General features: G+C 56.5%; 21 protein-coding genes. 9 read left to right on the top strand and 12 right to left on the bottom strand.

The genetic code is table 11. The features are described from left to right. Entirely contained in the window at positions 1–2,091 is a 2,091-nt protein-coding gene (locus VMC84_RS11190) for an adenosylcobalamin-dependent ribonucleoside-diphosphate reductase (RefSeq protein ID WP_325380648.1), read from the bottom strand. 155 nt (positions 2,092–2,246) lie between these two features. Between VMC84_RS11190 and oadA the strand changes: the two genes are divergently transcribed. Together oadA and accC are read left to right on the top strand one after the other, a co-directional pair. Next, positions 2,247–3,983, top strand: a complete 1,737-nt coding sequence (gene oadA / locus VMC84_RS11195; RefSeq protein ID WP_325380650.1) for a sodium-extruding oxaloacetate decarboxylase subunit alpha — start codon at positions 2,247–2,249, stop codon at positions 3,981–3,983. Between the two features lie 4 nt (positions 3,984–3,987). After that, on the top strand, positions 3,988–6,159 hold the full coding sequence (accC, locus tag VMC84_RS11200) for an acetyl-CoA carboxylase biotin carboxylase subunit (protein ID WP_325380652.1): 2,172 nt from the start codon (positions 3,988–3,990) through the stop codon (positions 6,157–6,159). Between the two features lie 4 nt (positions 6,160–6,163). On the opposite strand, the gene VMC84_RS11205 is transcribed toward accC, so the two are convergent. The 3 genes from VMC84_RS11205 to VMC84_RS11215 form a co-directional block, all read right to left on the bottom strand. Further along, a complete protein-coding gene (locus VMC84_RS11205) occupies positions 6,164–6,697 on the bottom strand; it encodes a DUF5788 family protein (RefSeq protein WP_325380654.1) in 534 nt (177 codons plus the stop codon). 63 nt (positions 6,698–6,760) lie between these two features. Then, positions 6,761–6,898 (bottom strand): hypothetical protein, encoded by a 138-nt coding sequence (locus tag VMC84_RS11210; protein WP_325380656.1) that lies wholly within the window; start codon positions 6,896–6,898, stop codon positions 6,761–6,763. 7 nt (positions 6,899–6,905) lie between these two features. Further along, positions 6,906–8,399 (bottom strand): PrsW family intramembrane metalloprotease, encoded by a 1,494-nt coding sequence (locus tag VMC84_RS11215; RefSeq protein WP_325380658.1) that lies wholly within the window; start codon positions 8,397–8,399, stop codon positions 6,906–6,908. Between the two features lie 91 nt (positions 8,400–8,490). On the opposite strand from VMC84_RS11215, the gene VMC84_RS11220 reads away from it, so the two are divergent. Further along, complete coding sequence (locus VMC84_RS11220) at positions 8,491–8,928, top strand: peptidylprolyl isomerase (RefSeq protein ID WP_325380660.1); 438 nt, start codon at positions 8,491–8,493, stop codon at positions 8,926–8,928. Between the two features lie 85 nt (positions 8,929–9,013). Next, on the top strand, positions 9,014–9,361 hold the full coding sequence (locus VMC84_RS11225; RefSeq protein WP_325380662.1) for a hypothetical protein: 348 nt from the start codon (positions 9,014–9,016) through the stop codon (positions 9,359–9,361). A gap of 69 nt (positions 9,362–9,430) precedes the next feature. On the opposite strand, the gene VMC84_RS11230 is transcribed toward VMC84_RS11225, so the two are convergent. From VMC84_RS11230 to VMC84_RS11250, 5 genes are all read right to left on the bottom strand, one after another. Continuing rightward, a complete protein-coding gene (locus VMC84_RS11230) occupies positions 9,431–9,850 on the bottom strand; it encodes a HEPN domain-containing protein (RefSeq protein WP_325380664.1) in 420 nt (139 codons plus the stop codon). After that, positions 9,834–10,055 carry a hypothetical protein gene (locus tag VMC84_RS11235; RefSeq protein ID WP_325380666.1) on the bottom strand — a complete coding sequence of 74 codons (222 nt, stop codon included), beginning with the start codon at positions 10,053–10,055 and terminating at the stop codon, positions 9,834–9,836. The genes VMC84_RS11230 and VMC84_RS11235 overlap by 17 nt, the downstream gene beginning before the upstream one ends. Next, positions 10,043–10,186, bottom strand: coding sequence for a hypothetical protein (locus VMC84_RS11240; protein WP_325380668.1), 144 nt, complete (start codon positions 10,184–10,186; stop codon positions 10,043–10,045). The genes VMC84_RS11235 and VMC84_RS11240 overlap by 13 nt, the downstream gene beginning before the upstream one ends. Positions 10,187–11,011: 825 nt before the next feature. After that, complete coding sequence (locus VMC84_RS11245; protein WP_325380670.1) at positions 11,012–13,267, bottom strand: PAS domain S-box protein; 2,256 nt, start codon at positions 13,265–13,267, stop codon at positions 11,012–11,014. Between the two features lie 394 nt (positions 13,268–13,661). After that, positions 13,662–14,729: an NAD(P)-dependent glycerol-1-phosphate dehydrogenase gene (locus VMC84_RS11250; protein WP_349256775.1), complete on the bottom strand. Its 1,068-nt coding sequence runs from the start codon at positions 14,727–14,729 to the stop codon at positions 13,662–13,664. A gap of 27 nt (positions 14,730–14,756) precedes the next feature. Between VMC84_RS11250 and VMC84_RS11255 the strand changes: the two genes are divergently transcribed. From VMC84_RS11255 to hypD, 5 genes are all read left to right on the top strand, one after another. After that, positions 14,757–15,599 (top strand): DUF63 family protein, encoded by an 843-nt coding sequence (locus VMC84_RS11255; RefSeq protein ID WP_325380672.1) that lies wholly within the window; start codon positions 14,757–14,759, stop codon positions 15,597–15,599. Further along, positions 15,592–16,215, top strand: coding sequence for a stage II sporulation protein M (locus VMC84_RS11260; protein WP_325380674.1), 624 nt, complete (start codon positions 15,592–15,594; stop codon positions 16,213–16,215). The genes VMC84_RS11255 and VMC84_RS11260 overlap by 8 nt, the downstream gene beginning before the upstream one ends. Positions 16,216–16,291: 76 nt before the next feature. Continuing rightward, on the top strand, positions 16,292–16,909 hold the full coding sequence (locus VMC84_RS11265) for a stage II sporulation protein M (protein ID WP_325380676.1): 618 nt from the start codon (positions 16,292–16,294) through the stop codon (positions 16,907–16,909). A gap of 118 nt (positions 16,910–17,027) precedes the next feature. Then, positions 17,028–17,930 (top strand): quinolinate synthase NadA, encoded by a 903-nt coding sequence (nadA, locus tag VMC84_RS11270; RefSeq protein ID WP_325380678.1) that lies wholly within the window; start codon positions 17,028–17,030, stop codon positions 17,928–17,930. Position 17,931: 1 nt separating this feature from the next. Beyond that, complete coding sequence (hypD, locus tag VMC84_RS11275; RefSeq protein WP_325380680.1) at positions 17,932–18,987, top strand: hydrogenase formation protein HypD; 1,056 nt, start codon at positions 17,932–17,934, stop codon at positions 18,985–18,987. Positions 18,988–19,094: 107 nt separating this feature from the next. Here the strand turns inward: hypD and VMC84_RS11280 are convergent, their stop codons facing one another. From VMC84_RS11280 to VMC84_RS11290, 3 genes are all read right to left on the bottom strand, one after another. After that, positions 19,095–20,093, bottom strand: coding sequence for a hypothetical protein (locus tag VMC84_RS11280; RefSeq protein WP_325380682.1), 999 nt, complete (start codon positions 20,091–20,093; stop codon positions 19,095–19,097). A gap of 129 nt (positions 20,094–20,222) precedes the next feature. Further along, complete coding sequence (locus tag VMC84_RS11285) at positions 20,223–21,452, bottom strand: proteasome-activating nucleotidase (RefSeq protein ID WP_325380684.1); 1,230 nt, start codon at positions 21,450–21,452, stop codon at positions 20,223–20,225. Between the two features lie 64 nt (positions 21,453–21,516). Beyond that, positions 21,517–22,179 (bottom strand): hypothetical protein, encoded by a 663-nt coding sequence (locus tag VMC84_RS11290; protein ID WP_325380686.1) that lies wholly within the window; start codon positions 22,177–22,179, stop codon positions 21,517–21,519. Positions 22,180–22,216: the final 37 nt, after the last annotated feature.

The following is a 22,216-nucleotide window of genomic DNA, read 5'->3' on the forward strand; positions in this document are numbered from 1 at the left end:
TCACCCGCAGACCTGGCACGTGTCCGACGGCGTCCCGCCCGCGAATTCCCCGGACACCGTCACCGGTATCTTCTCCCCGTCGCCCGCCCCAAGATTAAGTACTTGCCTACCCTTACTCCCATACCTGTAGACCGTGACGCCCTTACACTTCAGGTCATAGGCCAGCCTGTAGACCCTCTCGATGTCCCCGGAGGTCGCCTTCCCGGGCAGGTTAACGGTCTTGGAAACGGCGTTCTCGGTATATTTCTGGAAGGCTGCCTGCATCCTCACGTGCCGCTCGGGGGATATGTCGTGAGCAGTGACGAATAGCCTTTTAACGTCTTCCGGCACCTCCCCGATGCCGTCCACCGTGCCCTGCCTCACGACCCTGTCGAGAAGATCGCTGCCATAGAAACCGCGGTCCTTGGCTATTCTCTCAAATATCGGATTGATCTCGAACAGCCTCTCCCCTCCGAGCACGTGCCTCATGAACGCGACCGCGAACAGGGGCTCGATGCCCGACGAGCACCCGGCGATGATGCTGATGGTCCCCGTCGGTGCAATCGTGGTCACCGTGGCGTTCCTTCTGGGGCGGCGCCAGATACTGCCCGGATAGTTGGGGAACGGCCCGCGCCGCTCCGCCAGCTCCTCGGACGCCTTTACCGCCTCCTCATCCAGGAAGCGGGCTATCTCCCCGCCCCGATCCAGCGCCTCGTCCGAATCGTATGGTATGCCCAGCCGGATGAGCATCTCGGCGAACCCCATGACGCCGAGCCCTATCTTTCGGTTGGCCCGGGTCATGTCGCCGATCTCCTCGAGGGGATATGGGTTCACGTCTATGACATTATCCAGAAAGTGAACGCCGATCCATATGGTGTCCCGTACCTTCTCCCAGTCTATCGCCTGACCTTTGACCATCCTCGACAGGTTAATGCTGCCAAGGTTGCAGGACTCGTACGGGAGCAGCGGCTGCTCTCCGCAGGGATTCGTGGCCTCAATGCGCCCCACCCGGGGCGTCTGGTTGTGCCTCTCGATCTCGTCTATGAAGATCACGCCAGGGTCACCTCCCTTCCACGCGTTCTCCGCCATCATGGTCCAAACGCGGCGGGCGTCGAGCCTTCCCACGCTCTTCCCGGTCCGGGGGTTCACCAGGTCATACTCTTCCCCGTTTTCCACGGCCCTCATGAACTCGTCGGTCGCCGCGACGGAAATGTTGAAGTTCGTGAGCACTCCCGGCCGCGCCTTGGACTTTATGAACTCCAGGATGTCGGGGTGGTCGACCCGGAGTATGGCCATCATCGCCCCGCGCCTCTTTCCCCCGGACTTGATAACGTCGGTGGAGGTGTCGAAGACCCTCATGAAGCTCACCGGGCCAGAGGCGACCCCCTTGGTCGAGCGCACGATGTCCCCCGCCGGCCTCAGCCTCGAGAAATCGAAGCCGACTCCCCCGCCGCTCTGCTCTATCAGGGCCATGTTCCTCACGGCCGTGAATATCCCCTCCAGCGAGTCCTCCACCGGAAGGACGTAGCAGGCGGACATGGCCAGGCCCGTGCCCGATCCGGCGTTGAAGAGCGTCGGCGAGTTGGGCAGGAATTCCAGCCTGCTCATGACCCGGTAGAAGTCCTCCTCCGCATCACGGGGGTCGTCGCCATACCTCCCTTCAGCAGCGGCAATAGCCCGGGCCACGCGCCTGAACATCCCGGCCGGGGTCTCCACGACCTCGCCATTTTCATCCCTGAGCAGGTACCTCCTCCTCAGCACCTCTAAGGCGTTCACGGTGAGCTTCGGCTCCTCCTCGATGCCCAGCTCCTTCCCGATGCCCCTGAGCTCCTCCTTTTTTTTCCTGTAGCTCTCGTATTCATCGGCCACCTCATCGAATCCCAGATCTCTCAGAGTTTCCACCACGGCGTCCTGGATATTCTCCACCGTGGGCACACGGCCCGCATGTCTCTCGACCAGCCGGCTTATGGCCTCGTCGGCGACCTTCCGTGCCTCGGCCTTCCCGCCCGTGCCCGAGGCCGTAAAGGCCCTATGGACGGCGCCCATGATCCTGTTCCGATCGAAATCGACGATCTTTCCATCCCTTTTCATCACCTTGGAAATCTTTTCCATACCGGACACCAGCGAGCTTGGAGCATTATTGGCCCGCCCCCGTAGAACCGGAGGCGTTAAGGTTATATCTTATAACCTTAAAAATACCGTAACGCATTCATAATATTATGTTATGATATTGCCGGGCTTTTAGCTTAACCCGTGAGGAAAAGGGCATGGTTAAGATTACAGAAACGATCCTGAGAGACGCCCACCAGTCCCTGGCGGCGACGAGGATGAGGACCGAGGACATGGTCCCCATCATCGAGAAGCTGGACCAGGTCGGCTTCTACTCCTTAGAGGCATGGGGCGGCGCGACCTTCGACACGTGCATACGGTACCTCAACGAGGACCCGTGGGAACGGCTGAGAATCATAAAAAAGGCCGCGAAGACCACTCCGATCCAGATGCTCCTGAGGGGCCAGAACCTCGTAGGGTACCGGCACTACTCCGACGACGTCGTCGAGAAGTTCGTCACGCTGGCCGCGAAGAACGGCGTCGACATCTTCAGGGTATTCGACGCCGTCAACGACATCCGCAACATGGAGGCCTCCATAATGGTCGCCAAGAAGTGCGGCTCCCACGTCCAGGGAACGCTCTGCTATACGCTCAGCCCGGTCCACTCGAACGATAAGTTCGTCGAGATCGCGAAGGAGCTGGCGGCGCTGGGCTGCGACTCGATATGCATCAAGGACATGGCCGGGCTTATCATGCCCGGGCCGGCCTACGACCTGGTGTCCCGCCTCAGGAAGGAGGTCGGGCTGCCCGTCGACTTACACTGCCACTGCACCAACGGCATCGCACCCATGAGCTATTACGAGGCGGCCCGCGCAGGAGTCGACATACTGGATACCGCCATGTCGCCCTTCGCCTTCGGCACCTCCCAGCCCGCCACGGAGTCCATCGTGGGCGCCCTGCAGGGCACGCCCTACGACACGAACCTGGACTTAAAACTGCTGGCGGAGATCGCCGAGTACTTCTGGAAGGTCAAGGAACGTTACGCGGCCATCATAGACCCCATTTTAGAGAGGATCGACGTCAACGTGCTCGTCTACCAGATACCTGGCGGCATGCTCTCCAACCTGGTCTCGCAGCTCAAGCAGCAGAATAAGATGGAAATGTACGACGCAGTATTAAAAGAAGTGCCCGTCGTGCGCCGGGAACTGGGATACCCGCCCCTGGTCACGCCCACCTCGCAAATAGTGGGCACCCAGGCGGTGCTCAACGTGGTCATGGGCGAGCGCTATAAGGTCGTGCCGAAGGAAGTCAAGGACTACGTCAAGGGCTTCTACGGCAGGTCTCCGGCACCCGTGGACCCCGCGATCCAGAAGAAGGTCATCGGCGACGAAAAGCCCATCACCGTCCGGCCCGCGGACCTCCTGAAGCCCGAGATGCCGGAAGTCATCGCTGCCGTCGACGGCCTCGGCCTCGAGAAGGTCGCCGAGGAGGACTACGTCACGTACGCCCTGTACCCGCAGGTCGCCGAAAAGTTCCTGAGGGGCGAGATCACGGCCGAGGCGCTGGAGCCAAAAGCGGCCCCGGCGAAGAAGTCAAAGCTCGGGCCCAACGCCAGGCGCTTTTTAATAGAGATGGACGGCCAGGTCAAGGAGATCCGGATCGATGCGCTGGACGCGCCCATGCCGCCCATCGGAGCAGTGGCCACCCAGCAGGTCGCCGAAGCCGTGGAGGAGACCTCCGCCAACGGCGCCGTGACGAGCCCCATGCAGGGCACTATACTGAAAGTCAACGTCAAGGTGGGCGACAGCGTGAAGAAGGGCGACGTGATCGCCGTCCTGGAGGCCATGAAGATGGAAAACGACATCGTGGCCCACAGCTCGGGCGTCGTAAAGGCCGTATACGCACAGAAGGGCAAGAACGTAGAGGCGAACTCAGTGCTCGCCGTCATCGAGTGAAAAAATGTTCAACAAGGTACTGATCGCAAACCGGGGCGAGATCGCGCTCCGGGTCGAAAGGGCGTGCAAGGAGCTGGGCATAGCCACCGTGGCCGTCTACTCCGAGGCGGACGCGAAGTCCCTGCACGTCAAGTACGCCGACGAGGCCTACAGCATCGGCCCCCCGCCGGCAAAGAGCAGCTACCTCAGCGTGGATGCCCTCTTAGAGGTCGCCCAGGACTCGGGCTGCGACGCCGTGCACCCGGGCTATGGCTTTTTATCCGAAAACGCCCCGTTCGCCGAGGCAGTGCGAAAGGCGGGCGTCTCGTTCATCGGGCCTTCGCCCTCGGTCATTAAAAAACTTGGCGACAAGACCGTGGCCCGGAGCACCATGAAGAAGGCGGGCCTGCCGCTCATACCCGGCTCCCCGGGCACCGTGAGGAGCGCCGACGAGGCCATAGAGCTGGCCAACCGCTTCGGCTATCCCTGTATTATCAAGGCCGCGGGCGGGGGCGGCGGCCGAGGCATGCGCCTGGTGTTCTCGGACGCCGAAGTCCCGGACGCGCTTGAGAGCGCGAAGCGCGAGGCCGAAGCGTTCTTCAACAACGGGGACGTCTACATCGAGAAATACCTGGAGGACCCGCGCCATATCGAGTTCCAGATCTTAGCCGATAAGAGCGGCAATGTCATCCACCTGGGGGAGAGGGACTGCTCCATACAAAGAAGACACCAGAAGCTCCTCGAAGAGGCCCCGTCGCCCAGGATGACGCCCGTGCTGCGGGAGACCATGGGCAACGCCGCCGTCCAGGGCGCCAAGGCAGTCAAGTACGAGAACGCCGGCACCTTCGAATTCTTACTGGACAAGTACGGTAATTTTTATTTCATGGAGGTCAACACCCGCATCCAGGTCGAGCACCCCGTGACGGAACTGATCACGGGCATGGACCTGGTCAAGGAGCAGCTGCGCATCGCCGCGGGCGACGAGCTCCCATACAGGCAGAGCGACATAAAGATAAACGGCCACGCCATCGAGTGCAGGATCAACGCGGAGGACCCGCAGGAGAACTTCTTCCCATCGCCCGGGAAGATCACCACGTACATGGCCCCAGGCGGCCCGGGCGTGCGCATCGACGGCTGCTCCTATGCGGGCTACGAGATACCGCCCTACTATGACAGCATGATCGCCAAGCTCATCGTGTGGGATTCGACGCGGATGGGCGCCATCAACCGCATGCGGCGGGCGCTGGACGAGTACGTGGTCGAGGGCGTCAAGACCACCATTCCCTTCCACAAGATGATACTGTTCAACGCCTATTTCCGCAAGGGCGACTACAGTACCAGTTTCATATCGAAGAACATCCTGAACGAGGACAAGCTCATCCCCAAAGAAATCAAAAAGGGCCTCAAGACGAAGGTGCTGGGCCACCGGATCCAGTACTTCGAGGAGGTCGCCTCCACCAACCGCATAGCGAAAGAAATGGCGGCGGCCGGCGCCGAGGAGGGCACCATGGTGCTCGCCGAGACCCAGAGCGGCGGCGTCAAGGGGCGCATCGGCCGGGAGTGGATATCCCCGTTCGGCGGCGTATGCTTCTCATTAATACTCCGGCCCCGGGCACAGCCCCGGCACGCGACCAAAATAACGTTAGCGGCCGCGTCGGCCGTGTGCAAGACGATCCGGGGCCTCTACGGCCTGGACGCTAAGATCAACTGGCCTAACGACATTTTAATCGACGGCCGCAAGGTCTGCGGCATCCTCACGGACATGGCCATGGACGTGAACAGCATAAAATACATCGTGCTGGGCTTCGGCGTCAACGTGAACGTCGAGAGACTCTCCTTCCCCCAGAAAATACAGAAGACCGCAACCTCCATCAAGGAGGAGCTGGGCAGGACAGTGTCCCGCAGGGACTTCATCGACGCGTTACTCGTCGAGTTCGAGCGCCAGTACCAGAACTTCAACGACGGCCAGTACGGCGTCATCCTGGACGAGTACAAGCAGCTCGCCTACCCGCTGGGCGGCCACATAATAGTCAAGGACCAGGACAGGCTCTACGAGGGCCAGTCCGTGGACATCAGCGAGGACGGCGCCCTGGTCATGAAGACCAAGGAGGGCACTGTCATGACGTTCGTCACCGGCGACGTGCACGCCCACCCCGATGAAGTGCTTAAAAAGGACGAGGTCCGGCACGAGGCATGATTTTTCAGGTGATCTGCTTCAAAAAGCCCAGCCAGTACTTCGCCTCTTCGAGATGACGCTGGCTCGCCCGGGTCTTTACGGTACAGACGTCCTTACGTCCCACCAGGGACTTAAGGCTCAATATCGCCCGCAGCAGGCCCCGGGCCTCCTTGAAGATCACGTTCGCCTCGGCGACGGTGAGCTGGCTGCTATGCAGGATCTCCTCGTCGACGTGCTCGTGCGCCTGCAGCCTGTATATCAGCTTGCGGACGTACTCCTTCTCCTCGTCGGTCAGGCAGTCCTTGGCCAGCAGGTCCCAGACGATTTCGTGCAGCGGGACCACTTTTCCGCCCAGCTCGAACTCGAACGGGGTGAGCACGCCCACCCAGACGAGCATGCGGTGCAGCTTGAGCTCCAGGCGGCGACGCTCTTCGGGCGTGATGGGGCGCTGCGCCTCCTTACCGTACTCTCGCACCGCCGCCTTGAGGTCCCTCAAGACCCCTTTCGGCGTGGTGCCGTCTATGACGCTGCGGGATTCCTGCGTGAGCGCGGCGGGCATGATAGAGCACACTCCACTGCTACAATAAAAAAATGAATTGGAAAATTAAAACGAATAATGAGTTTACTTGAGCTTTTTCTGGAGCTTCTGGAGCTTCTTCTTCGCGGACGCGCTGCCCGAAGCAGCCTGTTTCGCCAGTTCCTCAGCCTTCGCCTTCTTCACCTTGTTCAGCTTTTCCATCTGTTTCTTGCTTGTCGGCATTATACATTCACCTGTTCTGTGCCTTATCCTTCATTTGTAACTGTAAATATGCGCCAAGTATTATGTATATTCCGGTGACCACGATGGTCAGCAGGGGGTCGAACACCGGCACGGGGACGCCGAAGGCCGTCTGCATGATGGAGTCGAAGACCGCAGTCAGGTTAAATGTCCCGTGGAGCAGGATGGCGATGGGCAGGCCCATGGAGAACCCCGCGACGGCGAAGCCCGTGGACTTGGTCCGGCTCTTGAAATAGCCGATGGCGACGCCCGTGGCCGCTGTAAAGCAGCCGTGGGCCAGGGAGCACAGGAACGAGCGGTACAGGATATTATACGCCCACGCCACCAGGCCTCCCACGACCACCGGGCTGGCGTTCGTGGCGAAGTACAGCCAGTTCTCGATGAACGCGAAGCCCATGCCGATTGAGAAGCCGAAGATGATGCCGTCGAACACGTTGTCGAAGTCATGGTGGCCAGACAGTATCAATAAACCGGTCCCCTTAGCCGTCTCCTCCACGACCGGGGCCACGAGCACGGCGACGACGAGATCGGCGGCCCCGGCGCTAAGGACGAGGCCCGCTATCAGCGATATTGTCGTGTTGATGAAGAAGGCGAAGAAGGTGGCCATCACGCCCCACATGAAGAGGCCCACGATGAACCGTAAAGGCTCGCGCTCGTAGTAGTCCGCCAGCCAGCCGATGATCAGGAAGATCACGGGCATGAATATGGCCGCCACGCCGCCCACGATGAACACCAGCCAGCCGATGTCGGGGCGGATGTCGTGAAGCGAGAACCATAATATGAGGAGCACCAGCAGAGCGCCCAGCGCCATCTCGATGACCCAGAAGAAGGGGTTGATGATGATATCCGCGATCCGCTCGGCCACGGGACGCATCTTCGTGATGGGGAAGAACAGCGTGCGCAGATTGTACTCTTTGTCCGGGCCGTGCCTCTCGCGCTGCGCGATGGACATGGCGCCGGTGACCAAGACGATCAATATTACGATAAGCACGGCCGCCGAGATGACGCCGAAGAACGACAGCGAGGACTTGAGCGCGTCCTCGTACATCGACCAGTCCTCCGTGACCGAGAATACGTTGCCCAGATAGCCCGAGTAGGTCCTGCCCACGACGCCAAACTGGTCGACTTCCTGGCTCTTGCCGCTGTAGGTAAAGTTGACAGGATAGTCGAAGGTGCCAGACTTCCCCGCGGCAAGGCTTCCGAGCTTCTCGACCATGTTCCACTGCTCGTCCTGGTAGACCTCGAGGTAGACGTCCATCGGGGAGCTCGTCGGGTTCGCCACCATGATAGACAGCGTCTCGTTGGCGGGGGTCTGATTAAAAGTGAAGCTGGACTGCCCGACCGAGACGTTAAGGCCCCGATCCTGGAAGACCGTGGACGGTACGTCCCCGGCCGTCTGGGCGAGTGCCGGAGGTACACAGAGTAAGAGTAAAATAGCGAGTAAAACCGCAGTCTTTCCTTTCATGTCCCGACGAAATCCCATAGGCACTATTAGCTTAAAACCCTTATGCAAGCAGGCCGCTTTTCATGGTAAATATAAATAGTATGAGCTTTACCTTTTTCCTGTTGATATCATGAAAAAGGCCATCATCGAAACGGATAAGGGCAACATCGAGATCGTCCTCTTCGACAAGGATGCCCCGAACACTGTGAAGAACTTCGAGAAGCTGGCGAACTCCGGGTTCTATAACGGGCTCAAGTTCCACCGCGTCATTCCCGGCTTCGTCGTCCAGGGCGGCGACCCTAAGGGGGACGGCACCGGCGGGCCCGGCTACACGATCAAGTGCGAGTGCTACCAGCCGAACGCCCATAAGCACACGAAGGGCGCCCTCTCGATGGCCCACGCGGGCCGGGACACCGGCGGCAGCCAGTTCTTCATCACCCACGCGCCCCAGCCCCACCTGGACGGCAAGCACACCGTCTTCGGCCAGGTCGAGAAGGGCATGGACGTCGTCCTTAAGATAAAGCAGGGCGATAAGATGAAGAGCGTTAAAGTGTTCGAGTCGCCATAAAAAAATTTAGCTTTTTATCCTTTTTGTCTATATTTTTTATACTCTAGTAAAAAGGCTTATTTTATTATAAGCGAATATACGGTTTATGAAGATCGAGCGCGAAGCGTACGAGACCGCCACGGCCGCTGGCAGGGAATCCGAAGTGCCTTTACTGCTCATCGGCGATAAGGGCGTCATCACCGACGTCATGGTCATCCCGTGCATGAGCTCCGCCGACTATTCAATGACCCGCCTAAAATACATCACGCCCATGGGAGTTCACCGCTACGGCAAGGTCATCACGAAGAACGATAAGAGCCTGGGCCCCGGCCTGAACCTGATCGAGGAGGACGGCCGGTGGAAGTTCATAGACATGGATAAGAACGAAGTGCAGGTCGAGATTATCGAGGGGCCGCCCAGGAAAGAGGAGAACGTCGAAGAGCCGCTTCCCTGATATTTAACGTATTGCATTAAAATTATGTGATCGTCAAGGCCCTCTAAGATGGTTAAGGTTCTCGAATTCTCACGTCGATGCGTTGATCTTCCTTTCGGCCAGCTCGACAACGATTTTGGCAAGGCGCATCGCCTCCTCGGCTTCTTCGGGGTCGTCAAAAAACCTCGAAGGGACGTCCCCGGGGAGCCCGTTAGGGTATCGCGTAATAAAATAATACTTATCCAGCTTTTTAGCATTCTTTACTTTTTCATAGTCCGGGTCCATGTCGAACGCCATCTCCGCGTGGTCGCCGATTGAATGAAGGCGGAATATTTCGGTCGATTTCGCTCCCAGATAAAGGTATGCCTTGAGGGCTTTTTCCGCCGCCTGCTGAAAATGGAATAAGGCCAGGTAGAACCTTCCTCTTTTCCTCAGCTCGCCAGCATCATCGAACTCGTCCTTTGCCTGTGTTAGCCACCGTAAGGCTTCTTCCTTAGCCGGCCTTCTCATAGACTACCTTCCCCTTTACGACATTTTGAAGAAACGCGCTTGTCGGCAACCGCTCTCTGAATTCTCTATCGTTATATATGATAAGGTCCGATGCAACTCTTCTTTCAATGGTATCATAGACGATGTCCATCCATTCTTTCCCCGCCCGGGTGGAAGGCATGAGCACAAACAGGTCAAGATCGCTATTTACGTCTACCTCATCCATGGTAAACGACCGAAAACGATGATCTTTAATGCCCCAAGGTTTTTTAGCTGGCTTACTATAGATTCTAAAGCCTCCTGTAGCCTTGCTTTTCTTTCCTTTTTTCTCTCTAAGATTTTATCGAGTTCAGACATACCGGGATCCCTGTTCGAGAATGTTTTTAATAGGATTTAGGCCGTCCCATAAAATATATCCTCATGTTACGAGGGCATGGGAAGGGCTATATAGGTTTTACTCTGATATTTAGCCACAACAATAAGCGGTAATTTTTCTCCTTCATCTTTTACGCTCATGTATCCATGTTAATACAATATTATATGTTCTTATTAACTTAAACGCATACAGTATATCCTATGATTGTATTTCCTGTAAACAAATTAAAGAGAAACTACCAAGATGGCGGCGATACGAATTATCATGTGTAACAATATGCGGTCGTCGAGGCGTTTCGGACTCGCCGGCCGTTCCCGTGGAGTTGATCCCTCCGGTTGGTAACACGAAAGCACGAATTCTTTTATATCCCACGTAAGGGGCACTAAAATCACTAAGGCTCATGCCTTGTGTTCAAAACACGAAACAACCTCCCGAATGAACACCAAACCACCAAAGGATTGAAACACGAGGACGGCATGATCCTTATATTTTATTTTATATGCTTTTTCTAGTGTTTCAATTAATTTAGTGGGGTCCGTGCCCCTTCGAGAGGTTGTTTAGTGTTTTAACGTGAAAGCATCTACTTTAGTGCAGTTCGTGCCCCTTACGTGGGACTAAAAAGTCTTTCGTGTTTTAGTGTTAAAAAACCGAACAAATCAGCGAACGACACAAACAAAGACGAACGATCACATAACAAACACGGAACTACCGGCCTTTGTGGTGAAAAGTACTGTCCTCCGTACACTCCGAGACTTAAAAAGGCATGTTCAACACAGCACTTAGCTTTAAAAATGCTTTGATTGTTATCACTCTTCGACGGCCGGTATCATGACCACGAACCTTGCGCCCTGCGTGTGATCACCAACTACCCGGTCTTCCACCCATACTTTGCCGCCATAGCTGTCCACGAGTGATTTGACGATGTATAACCCCAGGCCCATGCCTCTCGCTTTATTTGAGCCCTTCAATGTCCTATTAAATATCGTGGCCTTTTTATCGTCCGGGATGCCCGGCCCATTATCTTCCACCGCCACCCGACAATATTTAACGCCATTATTGTCCGCGATATCCAGATCTAAAGTGATGCGTGCCTTATCACCCGTATGCTTTATAGCATTAGTTATTAGATTGGCGTATATGTCAAGTAGTAATTCGTTGGCCCTGACCAGGCAATGCTCATGGCAATTAACGTTTAAAATGACACTCTTGTTAGGAAATGCCCCAAATTCCCTTTGTAAATTCGCGAGCAGAGGGATAATATCAATATCCTCTGTCTGAAACTTCCCATCGCGGAGTTTTTGAAGCTTCCTAACGTTGTCTATAAGCTGTGTACTTCTTTTTAAAACCTCGACTGGTTTATCGAGGAGCAATGTCTGTTCCTCGCCCTGCAGCGTGTCCTTCGCCAGCTCAAGGTAGCCTAAAGCGATCTGATGCATATTATTTATATCATGGCCCATAAGGTCGAGATAAAGTTCTGCTTGCATCCTGGCCTCGCTCAACTCCTTTTCCATCTTTTTAATCTCGGTGATATCCTGGTTGATTACGACCGCCCCGATGATGCTCCCCTTGGAGTCTCTCATCGGCGCCGAGGAAACAAGTATCGTGCTGTATAGACCATCGAACCGTTGAATATCCAGCATGAGGCCGATAACGGTCTCGCCTTTTAACGCCCTGGTAGTGGCTCTTTCCTCATTTTTTAAGGACTTATCTGTATCCGTCCGCCACGCCTTATAAACATCAAATTCGTTCCACTTCTTCACCATCGGCGCGGTTCCACCCCATATTTTAACCGCAATTTCATTTTGAACAAGTACGGCTCCCGTCATATCATAAATGAATAATCCTACCGGCAATGCGTCAATGATGGCTTTTAAGCGAGCATACTGCTCATCAACCTCTTTTAACAACCGCTCACGCTCTGCCTCGGCCCGCTTATTCTCAGTAATGTCAATAGCCGTAATAATCCCGGCAGGCGAACCCATAAAATCAAGAAATCCCGCGGAAACGTCTACCCATTTCTCTTCACCGCTTTTTGTTTTTACTTTAACATCATATCGTTGGGGCACTTGTTGGCCCTTGGGCAGATCGAACGCACGGTTTTTAATAAACTCCAGATGGTCGGGGTGTATAAGGTCGAAATAATCAATTGATGATAGCTCTTCTTTTGTATACCCGGAAAGCAGTTCCGCCGCATGGTTAACATAAAGGTTCTTTTTACCCTGATACACGAGGATCGCTGCCGAAGAGGTTTCCGCTAAAACGCTGAACTTTCTCTCGCTCTCCCGCAAAGCCTCCTCGGCCCGTTTGCGTTCGGTGATATCGACGCACATTACAATCACAGCGGGCCTTCCCCCCAATATGGGAACCGTCCAAGAACAATCCAGCCATATTTCCCTCCCATCTTTTCCAATTACCTTGAGTTCGGATCTCGATGGGCCGACCCATCCCTGCTGTCTCGCATTACCTGCCCAGCGGATATATTCCTTTTTTTCTTGAGGCATCACGTCCCAGTACTTTAAATGCTTGCATTCCTCGACCGTATATCCGGCAATCGCAGCGAGCGCCCGATTAATATAAATAATGTCTTCATCCTGGACAAGCAGAATGCCGACATTAGCCGAATCAGCCAACAAATGGAACTTCTCCTCGCTATTCCGCAGCGCCTCCTCGGCCTGCTTGCGTTCACTGATGTCCCTTATCACGCCTACCTGGTAGAGAGGCCGCCTCGCATCATCGTAAACCGTTCTGCCTAATGCCTCAACCCAAAAGGTTTGACCCCCTTTCCCCTGCCACTTAAACTCAGTTGGAAAGCTCTCACCACTCGCCAGGCTCTTCTCGAATTTCCGGGATACGTACTCCCGGCAATCCGGGGTGATGAACTCGAAGATGTTACGAGATAATAATTCTTCAGACTGGTACCCGTATTGAGATATCTGCGGGCTGACAAAGATGATGGCGCCATCAGGCTTGACCACATACACTAAATCAAGAAAGTTCTCTATAAGCGACCAATTCTCTTCCCAGCTATCAGCCGGAGCCCCCGATTTTTGCCCGCTACTCATAGAACCTTTAAGTTTCTGCCACGTGCATTAAAAAAAACCTCTTTAAAACATAAGTAAGATTTATTTATTAAAGAAATTAACGATTAAACCACCAAACTGGAAGCAGGGCTAGCATTTATTATATTAACCACAAAATTTAAAAGTCTAACTTTCAATAATCACTTCTAAACTGCTGGCAGCATGACCACGAACCCACCCTATTGGCCTGACAGAGATTTTTTTTTCTAAAACGCTGCTTTTGGCTGATGCCAATTCAAGCAGGGCTTGGAAGCAGCGCGGCGAAGCCCGTGCACGCTGACAAGACCGGCCCTGAGGTAGGAGCATCCGAAACGCCGAGTAGCCTTGCATCAGCAAGGCGTCGACCCGCTAAAAGAAAAAAGATTTAACCCTTATATTACTCAATGACCTTTGTAGTTCTCGCAATGTTAACCGCCGCCTCACGGGGCAGGTCTTTGTCCCCTAAAATGGTGTACCGCTCTGGCCTGATATTATGGGCTTTAACCAGCGCCTCTATTATATATTTATCATCGATGCCTAGCTCGGCAGCCGTAGTCGGGGCGCCAATAGTCTTTAATGCATCCCTGATGCGCTGCCAGTCGCCGCCGTGCAGGTACATCATCATGATGGTGCCGACGCCGCACTGCTCGCCGTGTAAGGCGGGCTTAGGGGCGATCTGGTCGAGCATGTGGGAGAACTTGTGCTCGCTGCCGCTCGCGGGGGCGGAAGAGCCCGCGATGCTCATGGCGACGCTCGACGAGACGAGGGCCTTGACCACCAGGCGAACGGACTCCTCGAGCCCGGGCTTGATATCCCGGGCGTAATCCAGCACCATGCGGGCGGTCATCTCCGAAAGGGCCGCGGAATACTCGGAAATATAGGTGTTGCGGAGCCTGGCGGCCAGCCGCCAGTCGAGCACCGCCGTGTAATTCGAAATGATGTCGCCGCAGCCCGAGGCGAGCAATCTATACGGCGACTTCATGATGATTCCCGTGTCGGCGATGACGCACAGCGGCGCCTCCGCCTGGTTGGAAACAGACTTGCCGTTCTGGATGATGGATGCCCTGGACGAGGCGATGCCGTCGTGGGAAGCCGCAGTCGGGACGCTGATGAAGTACATGTCGAGCTGTGATGACGCCAGCTTGGCGATGTCGATGGCCTTGCCGCCTCCTACGCCCAGTAAAAATTCGGCGTTGGCGTCCTTCGCGGCCGACTTGGCTTTTTCCACGTTCTCCATCGTAGCGCTCTCGACGATTAAAAAATCGGCCTCGTATCCGTTCTTCCGGAGGCTCTCGGCGACCGCGTCGCCGGCGATGCCCTTCGTGGTCCTGCCCGTGACTATGAGCGCACGGCCCTTGAGGCGCATGGAGCGGCAAATCGGGCCCACGCTCTCCAGGGCGCCGGGCCCTGCGATAACGTTGCGCGGGAGCTGCATCCACTTTTCGCTGTGCTTAGATATATTTATGTCAAGTTCACCCGTATAGACACCCCGATGGATTTCATGGACATAGGCTCATTCATCGCCAAATACTTTATCGACCCTATAATCTACAATGAAGGCTACAACGTCGTAAATACGCTGACCTACGCTATTATCCTTGGTATAAGCCTCTTTGCCATATTAAAGTTAATGGAGTTACTGAAGCTCAAGATAGACGAGCGCCTGATAATGGCGACGGCGCCCTACATCATCCTGGGGGCCTCGCTGCGGAACCTGGAGGACGTCCACCTGCTCTCGCCCCCGCTGAGCTATATGTTCATCACGCCGCTCGTGTACGTGCTGGCGTTCCTCATCACGCTGGCGGTGCTGCTCATCTGCGTCTACCTGGAGAGGTCCGGCCGGGCCGGGGACTACTCGAAGCCGTATTTCTGGGCGGGCATCGCCGGCATCGTCATCGTCTGGGGCACCCTGCTGCTGACGCAGCCGGTGTGGGTCTGGTGGGCGCCGATCGTCGTCATCGCGCTGGCCTTCACCTTCACCGGGGTCATATACCTCATCGCCCGCCGCCTGAAAATAGGCTTCCTCACCATGCCCCTGAACGTCGCCATCCTTGGGGCACACATGTTCGACGCCTCCTCCACGTTCACGGCCGTGGACATCGTGACCGGTTTCGCGGAGAAGCATGTCGTGCCGACGCTGTTCATCGACATCACCCACACGGCCTTCGTCATGTACTTCCTGAAGCTCGCCGTTTTCATACCCGTGATATACCTGATAGAGAAGTATTTCATCGAGGACAAGGATTTATACTACATCCTCAAGTTCGTCCTGCTCGTGCTCGGATTCGGCCCGGGCATCCGCAACACGCTTGAGCTGGTGTTCATCCATGGCTGACCTCCGGCCCCGCATACCCGGCCCTTCCAGTTTCGTGAAGTACGTGAGCGACTCGCGAACATTCATCGGCATCGTGGTCGTGCTCTTCCTCGTCTCCACGGCCGCCGGCTACGCGCTCCCGGGGACGGCGCCCTACATGGCGCAATCGCTCCTCTCCGGCCTCCAGGATAAGGCCAGCCAGCTGACAGGCCAGCCGCCGCTGATAATGGTACTGGGCATCTTCGCCAATAACACCGCGGGTGCACTGGTCGACATGATCTTCGGCCTGGCCGCCGGCGTGTTCCCGCTGTTCTTCATCGTGTCCAACGGCATGGTTATCGGCATAGTGCTGGAGATGATGGTGGCGAAGCTGGGCGCCGGCATGGGCGTGCTCGTCTTCATCGCGGGCATCCTGCCCCACGGCATCTTCGAGCTGCCGGCCATCATCCTGGCCACGGCCATCGGGCTTAAGCTGGGCTTCCACGCCATCCAGTCCCTGCTGAAGATGCAGGACCTGGTCACCGGAGAGCTCGTGAACGCCCTTCTCATATTCCTTTTCTGGATCGTCCCCATGCTGTTCATCGCGGCCGTCATCGAGACGTTCGTCACCGGCGCCCTGGTCGGCTATATGGTCTAAACATCCGTATAAAAATAAAACATAATTATATAATAGTGTAATCTATAATTTAACATACGTCTTTCCTGGAGTAGCGATGCCATTGGATGTGAGGATACCCGGCCCGAGAACATTCCTGCGGTACATCTGGGACCTGAGGCTTTACATACTGGCCGTTATCGTCATTTTCGCCCTGTTTTACGCTTTAGGCTATCTGGCCGCGATTAGCATACCGGACGTCGGCAATACGGTCGTCTCCAGCTTCAAGGGCGAGGTGGCGCCGCTGAAGGAGCAGTCGCCCGCCGGCCTCATGCTCGGGATATTCGCCAATAACGCCCTGAAGTGCCTGCTGGTCATCGTCCTCGGCCTGGCCTTCGGCATCGTGCCCGCGTTCTTCATCCTCGCCAACGGCCTCATCCTGGGCATCGTCATCGGCGTGACCATGGCCCGGACGAGCTTACTATACGTTCTGGCGGGCGTCGTGCCCCACGGCATCATCGAGCTGCCTATGGTGTTCATTTCTGCGGCGATCGGCCTGAAGCTGGGCGCAGACGTGCTCCGGGCGTTACTCGGCAAAAAGGAAGGGCTCTTCGATAAAATAAAAGAAGCCCTCGTCATCTACATCGTCTGGATCTTCCCTCTGCTGTTTTTGGCGGCCTTCGTCGAGACGTACGTCACAGGGACGATTCTCTACGTAATGTTCGGGACCCGTTAATACGGGAAACGCCTTTTTTATCAAGCTCAGCGGCCATTATAGACAAGTATAATTATTAGGAAATACATGGTAATCCAGAGTTTAAGAATAGCTTCACCGTCATTGTAAAGGAAATCGTATGGCCAATCTAGTCGATGAGATCACGAAGCTTAAGGAAACGCGCAGGGCCATCATCCTGGCCCACAACTACCAGCGGGGCGAAGTCCAGGACATCGCCGACTACGTGGGCGATTCCTTCGGGCTGAGCCAGAAGGCCGTCGAGGCCGACGCCGATGTCATCGTTTTTTGCGGCGTGGACTTCATGGCCGAGTCCGCGGCCATCCTGAACCCGGGCAAGGCCGTGCTGAACCCGGCCCCGGAGGCCGGATGCCCCATGGCCCGGATGATCACTGCGGCCGACGTCAGGGCGCTCAAGGCGCAGCACCCGGGCGCCGAAGTCGTCTGCTACGTTAACTCCAGCGCCGACGTCAAGGCCGAGAGCGACGTGTGCTGCACGTCCTCCAACGCCGTCAAGGTCGTCAACTCTCTTCCGGGAGACGAGGTCATATTCGTGCCGGATAAGAACCTGGCCGCTTACACTCAGCGGTTCACCGGCAAAGAGATCCTTCCCTGGCACGGCTACTGCCCCACCCACCAGCTCATCACGGCGGGGGACGTGCTCGTGGCAAAGATGGACCACCCGGGCGCCGAAGTGCTGGCACACCCGGAGTGCCGGCCCGAGGTCATCGACCTGGCGGATAAGGTGTTCTCCACGGACGGCATGATCAAGTACGCCCGGGAGGCAAAAAACGACCTCATCATAGGCACCGAGTCGGGCATTATCCACCGCCTGAAAAAGGAGAACCCGGGCATACGGTACTACCCGCTGTCCTCCTATACCACGTGCCCCAACATGAAGATGAACACGCTGGAGACGGTCCGGGACAGCCTGAGGGACATGAGGACGGAGATACGGATACCGGAAAATATTCGTATCCGCGCAAAAAAAGCACTGGATAGAATGCTGGAAGTGGGCAGGTAACATGGAAGAGGAACAGATCGCGAAAGGGCTCGCCGAGAAGATAGACAGGCTGGCGGCGGGCAGAGAGATCAAGATCATGCACATATGCGGCACGCACGAGTACGCCATCACAAAGAGCGGCATCCGCTCGCTCCTGCCGAAGAACGTGAAAGTTGTCATGGGCCCGGGCTGCCCGGTGTGCGTCACCCCGCAGGCCGAAATAGACGCCGTAGTCGAATTAGCGGAGCAGGGCAAGGTGATATGCACCTACGGCGACCTTTTAAGAGTCCCTGGCACGAAATCCTCCTTATATGATTCGGTGGGCGAGATCCATATCGTCCAGAGCATCAGCCAGGCCGTCGACTATGCCCGGGAACACCCGGACAAGGAGGTCGTGTTCATGGCCGTCGGCTTCGAGACCACGGCGCCCACTACGGCGGCCGTCGTCCTCGCCAGCCCCCCCGATAACTTTTCCATCCTGGTTTCCCACCGCCTGGTGCCCCCGGCCATGAAGTGGCTCTTGCAGCAGGGCGAGGCCAGCCTTTCAGGATTCCTGCTCCCCGGCCACGTCTGCACGATCAGCGGCATTGAGGAGTACGAGCAATTCCACGTGCCCCAGGTCATCGCGGGGTTCGAGCCACTGCAGGTCATGTACGGCCTGTACATGCTGGTCAAACAAATAGCTGAAGGCCGGGCCGAAGTGGAGAACGCATACGCGAGCGTCGTCAAGCGCGAGGGCAACGTCAAGGCAAAGCACATGATGGCCGAGGTCTTCGACGTGTGTGACATCGTCTGGCGGGGCTTCCCCGTCATACCCGAGAGCGGCTTTAAGCTGAAGCCCCAGTTCGAGAAGTACGACGCGCTCAGGAAGTACGGCATCACGCTCAAGCAGGGCCGGGAAACGAAGGGCTGCCTGTGTAACGAGCTTCTCCGCGGCATCAAGGAGCCCACCGACTGTAAGCTCTTCGGCAAGGCGTGCACGCCCCTGAAGCCGGTCGGCGCCTGCATGGTGTCCACCGAAGGCGCCTGCCGCATCTGGTACACGTACGGGCGCGGCGCCAAGATCGTGAAAGAGTAAATTTTCATCCCTTTTTTAGGTCATATTCCAGACTATACCTTTGTGGTAAAACCCATATCAGGACCGTAAAGCGATAAGCAAGTTAAAAAAAGGAGTAAGCGACACCCTTAGAGTGCCGCCTGATACTTTATGAATCCCCAACGGCTATACATATCGTCCAGGCAGAGGCTCAAGCTCCCCTTCGCCTCGATGACGATATAATCGTCATAGACCTGGGTATTATAGCTCTGGAAGCCCATCTTCTCCATCGCTCCCTGCAGCAGCGCCAGGTTCTGCAGGTCCGCGTCCGGTATTGTGGTATTCGTGTGTAAGATCGCGACGTACGAGTACAGGCGGTACGCCGACGTGTTTGACGGGTCGACGGGCCCGATGGCCGCATAGTACCTGTCCGAGTAGGTCAGGTTAGAAGTCGTGCCCACAGTCTCGAACGTCATCCCGCCATTGGATATCTGCTTGTACTTGAGCTCGTCGAACAGGTCCGAATAGTTCTTGTAGGCGCTCGCGTTGCTGCCGAACATCACGTTGATGACCGGCGCCACGTTCTCGATCCGGCCGCTCACAACGGGCACGGTCGAGGGCGTGTAGTAATACATCGAGTTGACCTGTTTCGCGATCACTCCGTTAATATCGTAATAGTCCGGATAGCTCGTGTTGATCTTCGAGGTCCCAAAATCTGTCAGGGACACGAACTGGTCGCTGAAGCTGCCGAAGTGCCCCGCCGGGTATATTGCGAACAGGTCCCGCTTCGGGCTAACGCCGAAGATTTGGGAAGACGGAAGCGAGCCCTTTAGCCAGATATAGCTATCGACGGCATTGCTGAGCACGGAATCGTTCTTCAGGTCCGCGTACCGCGCAAAACCCGCCCCCTGCGGGATGAGGCTGAGGCCGTCCTGGATGCCGCCGAACGCCCTGGTCGTGCTCGAGCTCTGCTCATTATTACCGATGCGGCTGGACCAGTTGCTGCTCGCCACATAGGCGACGACGGTCCCCAGCATGGTCACGACCAGAAACAGCGGTATTATCATCTTTTTCCAGTCCCTCTGCTGTTTCTTGCCCTTCTTCGAAGCGCTTTTGGCTTTTTTACCCTTATCGTTATCCTTCGCCATATAGACCTACGCCTCTAGTGTATAGAAGCCTTAAGATGGCCTTCGTATTTATATTATGCGCAGGCGAAAATAAGGATGGATAAGGACTATAAAAAAAGTAATATACGGGGCTTGCGCCCCATTTTAATCTTAAGCGTACACCGTGTTGGGCGGCGCTAAGGCGACTTCTTCCTTGTGGATGACCTTCTTGATCGCCTTCTCGAAGTCGTCGGCGCTGACCGACTTGCTGCGCCTCCTGATGGCGAACATGCCGGCCTCGGTGACGATGGACTTGATGTCGGCACCGCTGACCTCGGACATCTCCTTGAGAATCTTGGGCACGTCCACGTCGGCGTCCATGGTCATCTTCCGGGTGTGGATCTTGAAGATCGCCTCACGGCCCTTCTCATCGGGCAGGGGGATCTCGATGATACGGTCGAACCGGCCGGGCCTCAGAATGGCCGGGTCCAGCATGTCGATACGGTTCGTGGCCGCCATTATGCGCACGTTGCCCCGGTCGGTGAAGCCGTCCATCTCGGACAGGAGCTGCATCATGGTCCTGTTCACTTCGGCGCTGCCGGTGGTGCCGTCGTGCGTACGCCTTCCGCCCACGGCGTCAAGCTCGTCGATGAAGATGATGCTCGGCGCCTTGTCTCGGGCCATCTGGAACAGGTCACGCACAAGCTGGGCTCCCTCGCCGATGAACTTATGGACGAGCTCGGAGCCCGACATGCGGATAAAGGTCGATTTGGACGCATGCGCCACGGCCTTGGCCAGTAAGGTCTTGCCGGTGCCGGGAGGGCCGTACAGCAGCACGCCCCGGGGCGCCTCGATGCCCACGCTGGCGAACAGCTCGGGCTCGGTGAGGGGCAGCTCGACGGTCTCGACGACCTCGCGGATCTGGTCCTCCAGGCCGCCGATGTCCTCGTAGCTCACGCCGGGGGCCTCGATGACCTCCATGACCCTTGCCCTAACGTCGGCCGGCTTCTCCAGGATCTTAACGATGGCCAGGGAGTTATTTACCGCCACGCGGGTGCCCAGCTCCAGCTTGCCCAGGATCTCGTCCGACGGTTTCGTTAAAACCTCCTGGTTGTTGCCATGCTGGCGTAAAAGGACCATGCCGCCGTCGACGATCTCGATGACGCTGGCGATGAATAAAGGAGTCCTCCTGAGGTGGGCGACCTCCTGCTGGAGCCGCTGGATCTCCTTTAGATTATTACTATTCATGATAGTGGATTCGAAGAGCCGGGATTTGAGCTCCTCGTACTGGAGCTTGAGCAGGTCGAGCTCTTCCTGGATAGATTGCTTCTCCTTTTCGAGGGCCTGGCTCTCAGCCAGCGGCTCCGAGAAAGGTTCAGCGGGAGAATCTGTCTTCGTCATATAAATCACTTTTAACACTAGTGTCTTTTAAATCTTTTGTGGTTTCCGCTTATTTTTTCCGCCTTTATAGCGGAATATCGGTGCAGCAAATTGTTTTCTTAATCTGGGCCTGGGCGATGCGGAGGCAGTTATACGCGTTCGCGAGCCCGCTCTTCAGCGCCGGGGCGTCGCCCGTCCGCCAGTAGCTGTCCATCGCCGCCCTCGTGTCCGGGATGATGGCGTCCGGCCGGCGGGCGAGGCCGTAGTAGCTCTCCACGTAGTCGAGCTCCGCCGAGGGCAGGCTCATGTTCTCCTTGACGAAGGCGCAGGTATCGTGCCGGCGGAGCCGACCGAGCGGCCGCCTCAGCGACGCATACAGCTCCGGATGCTCATTTTTCGCGCGGGCTAATAAATAAGGCACGTCGAAGCCCTCGTCGGGCGAGTCGGAGGCGCCATAGTGGGCGGCCAGCGTGCCTCCATCGAACATATCGAGATAGGCGGCGAAATCCCGCAATATAAGCTTCTCTTCCAGCAGCGTCGGGGCGCCGGCGACGAACAATCTCGTATAGGCCTTGCTGATCGAGCTCAGGTTATTCGTGTGGGCCGCAGCTATTAAGCATATGGCTGATTCCGGGCGCGGGTAGTCCTCCCTGGAGTACGCCATCACGTCCACGGCCACCAGCACGCTGCCCACGAACTCGCCCGAGATACGCAGCGGGTCGATCTCGTACTGCAGGGTCTGGCTCATAAGTAGAGGTATAATGGCTGTGGGCAAAAACGTTACG

The sequence above is a fragment of the Methanocella sp. genome (assembly GCF_035506375.1).
Lineage (GTDB): Archaea > Halobacteriota > Methanocellia > Methanocellales > Methanocellaceae > Methanocella.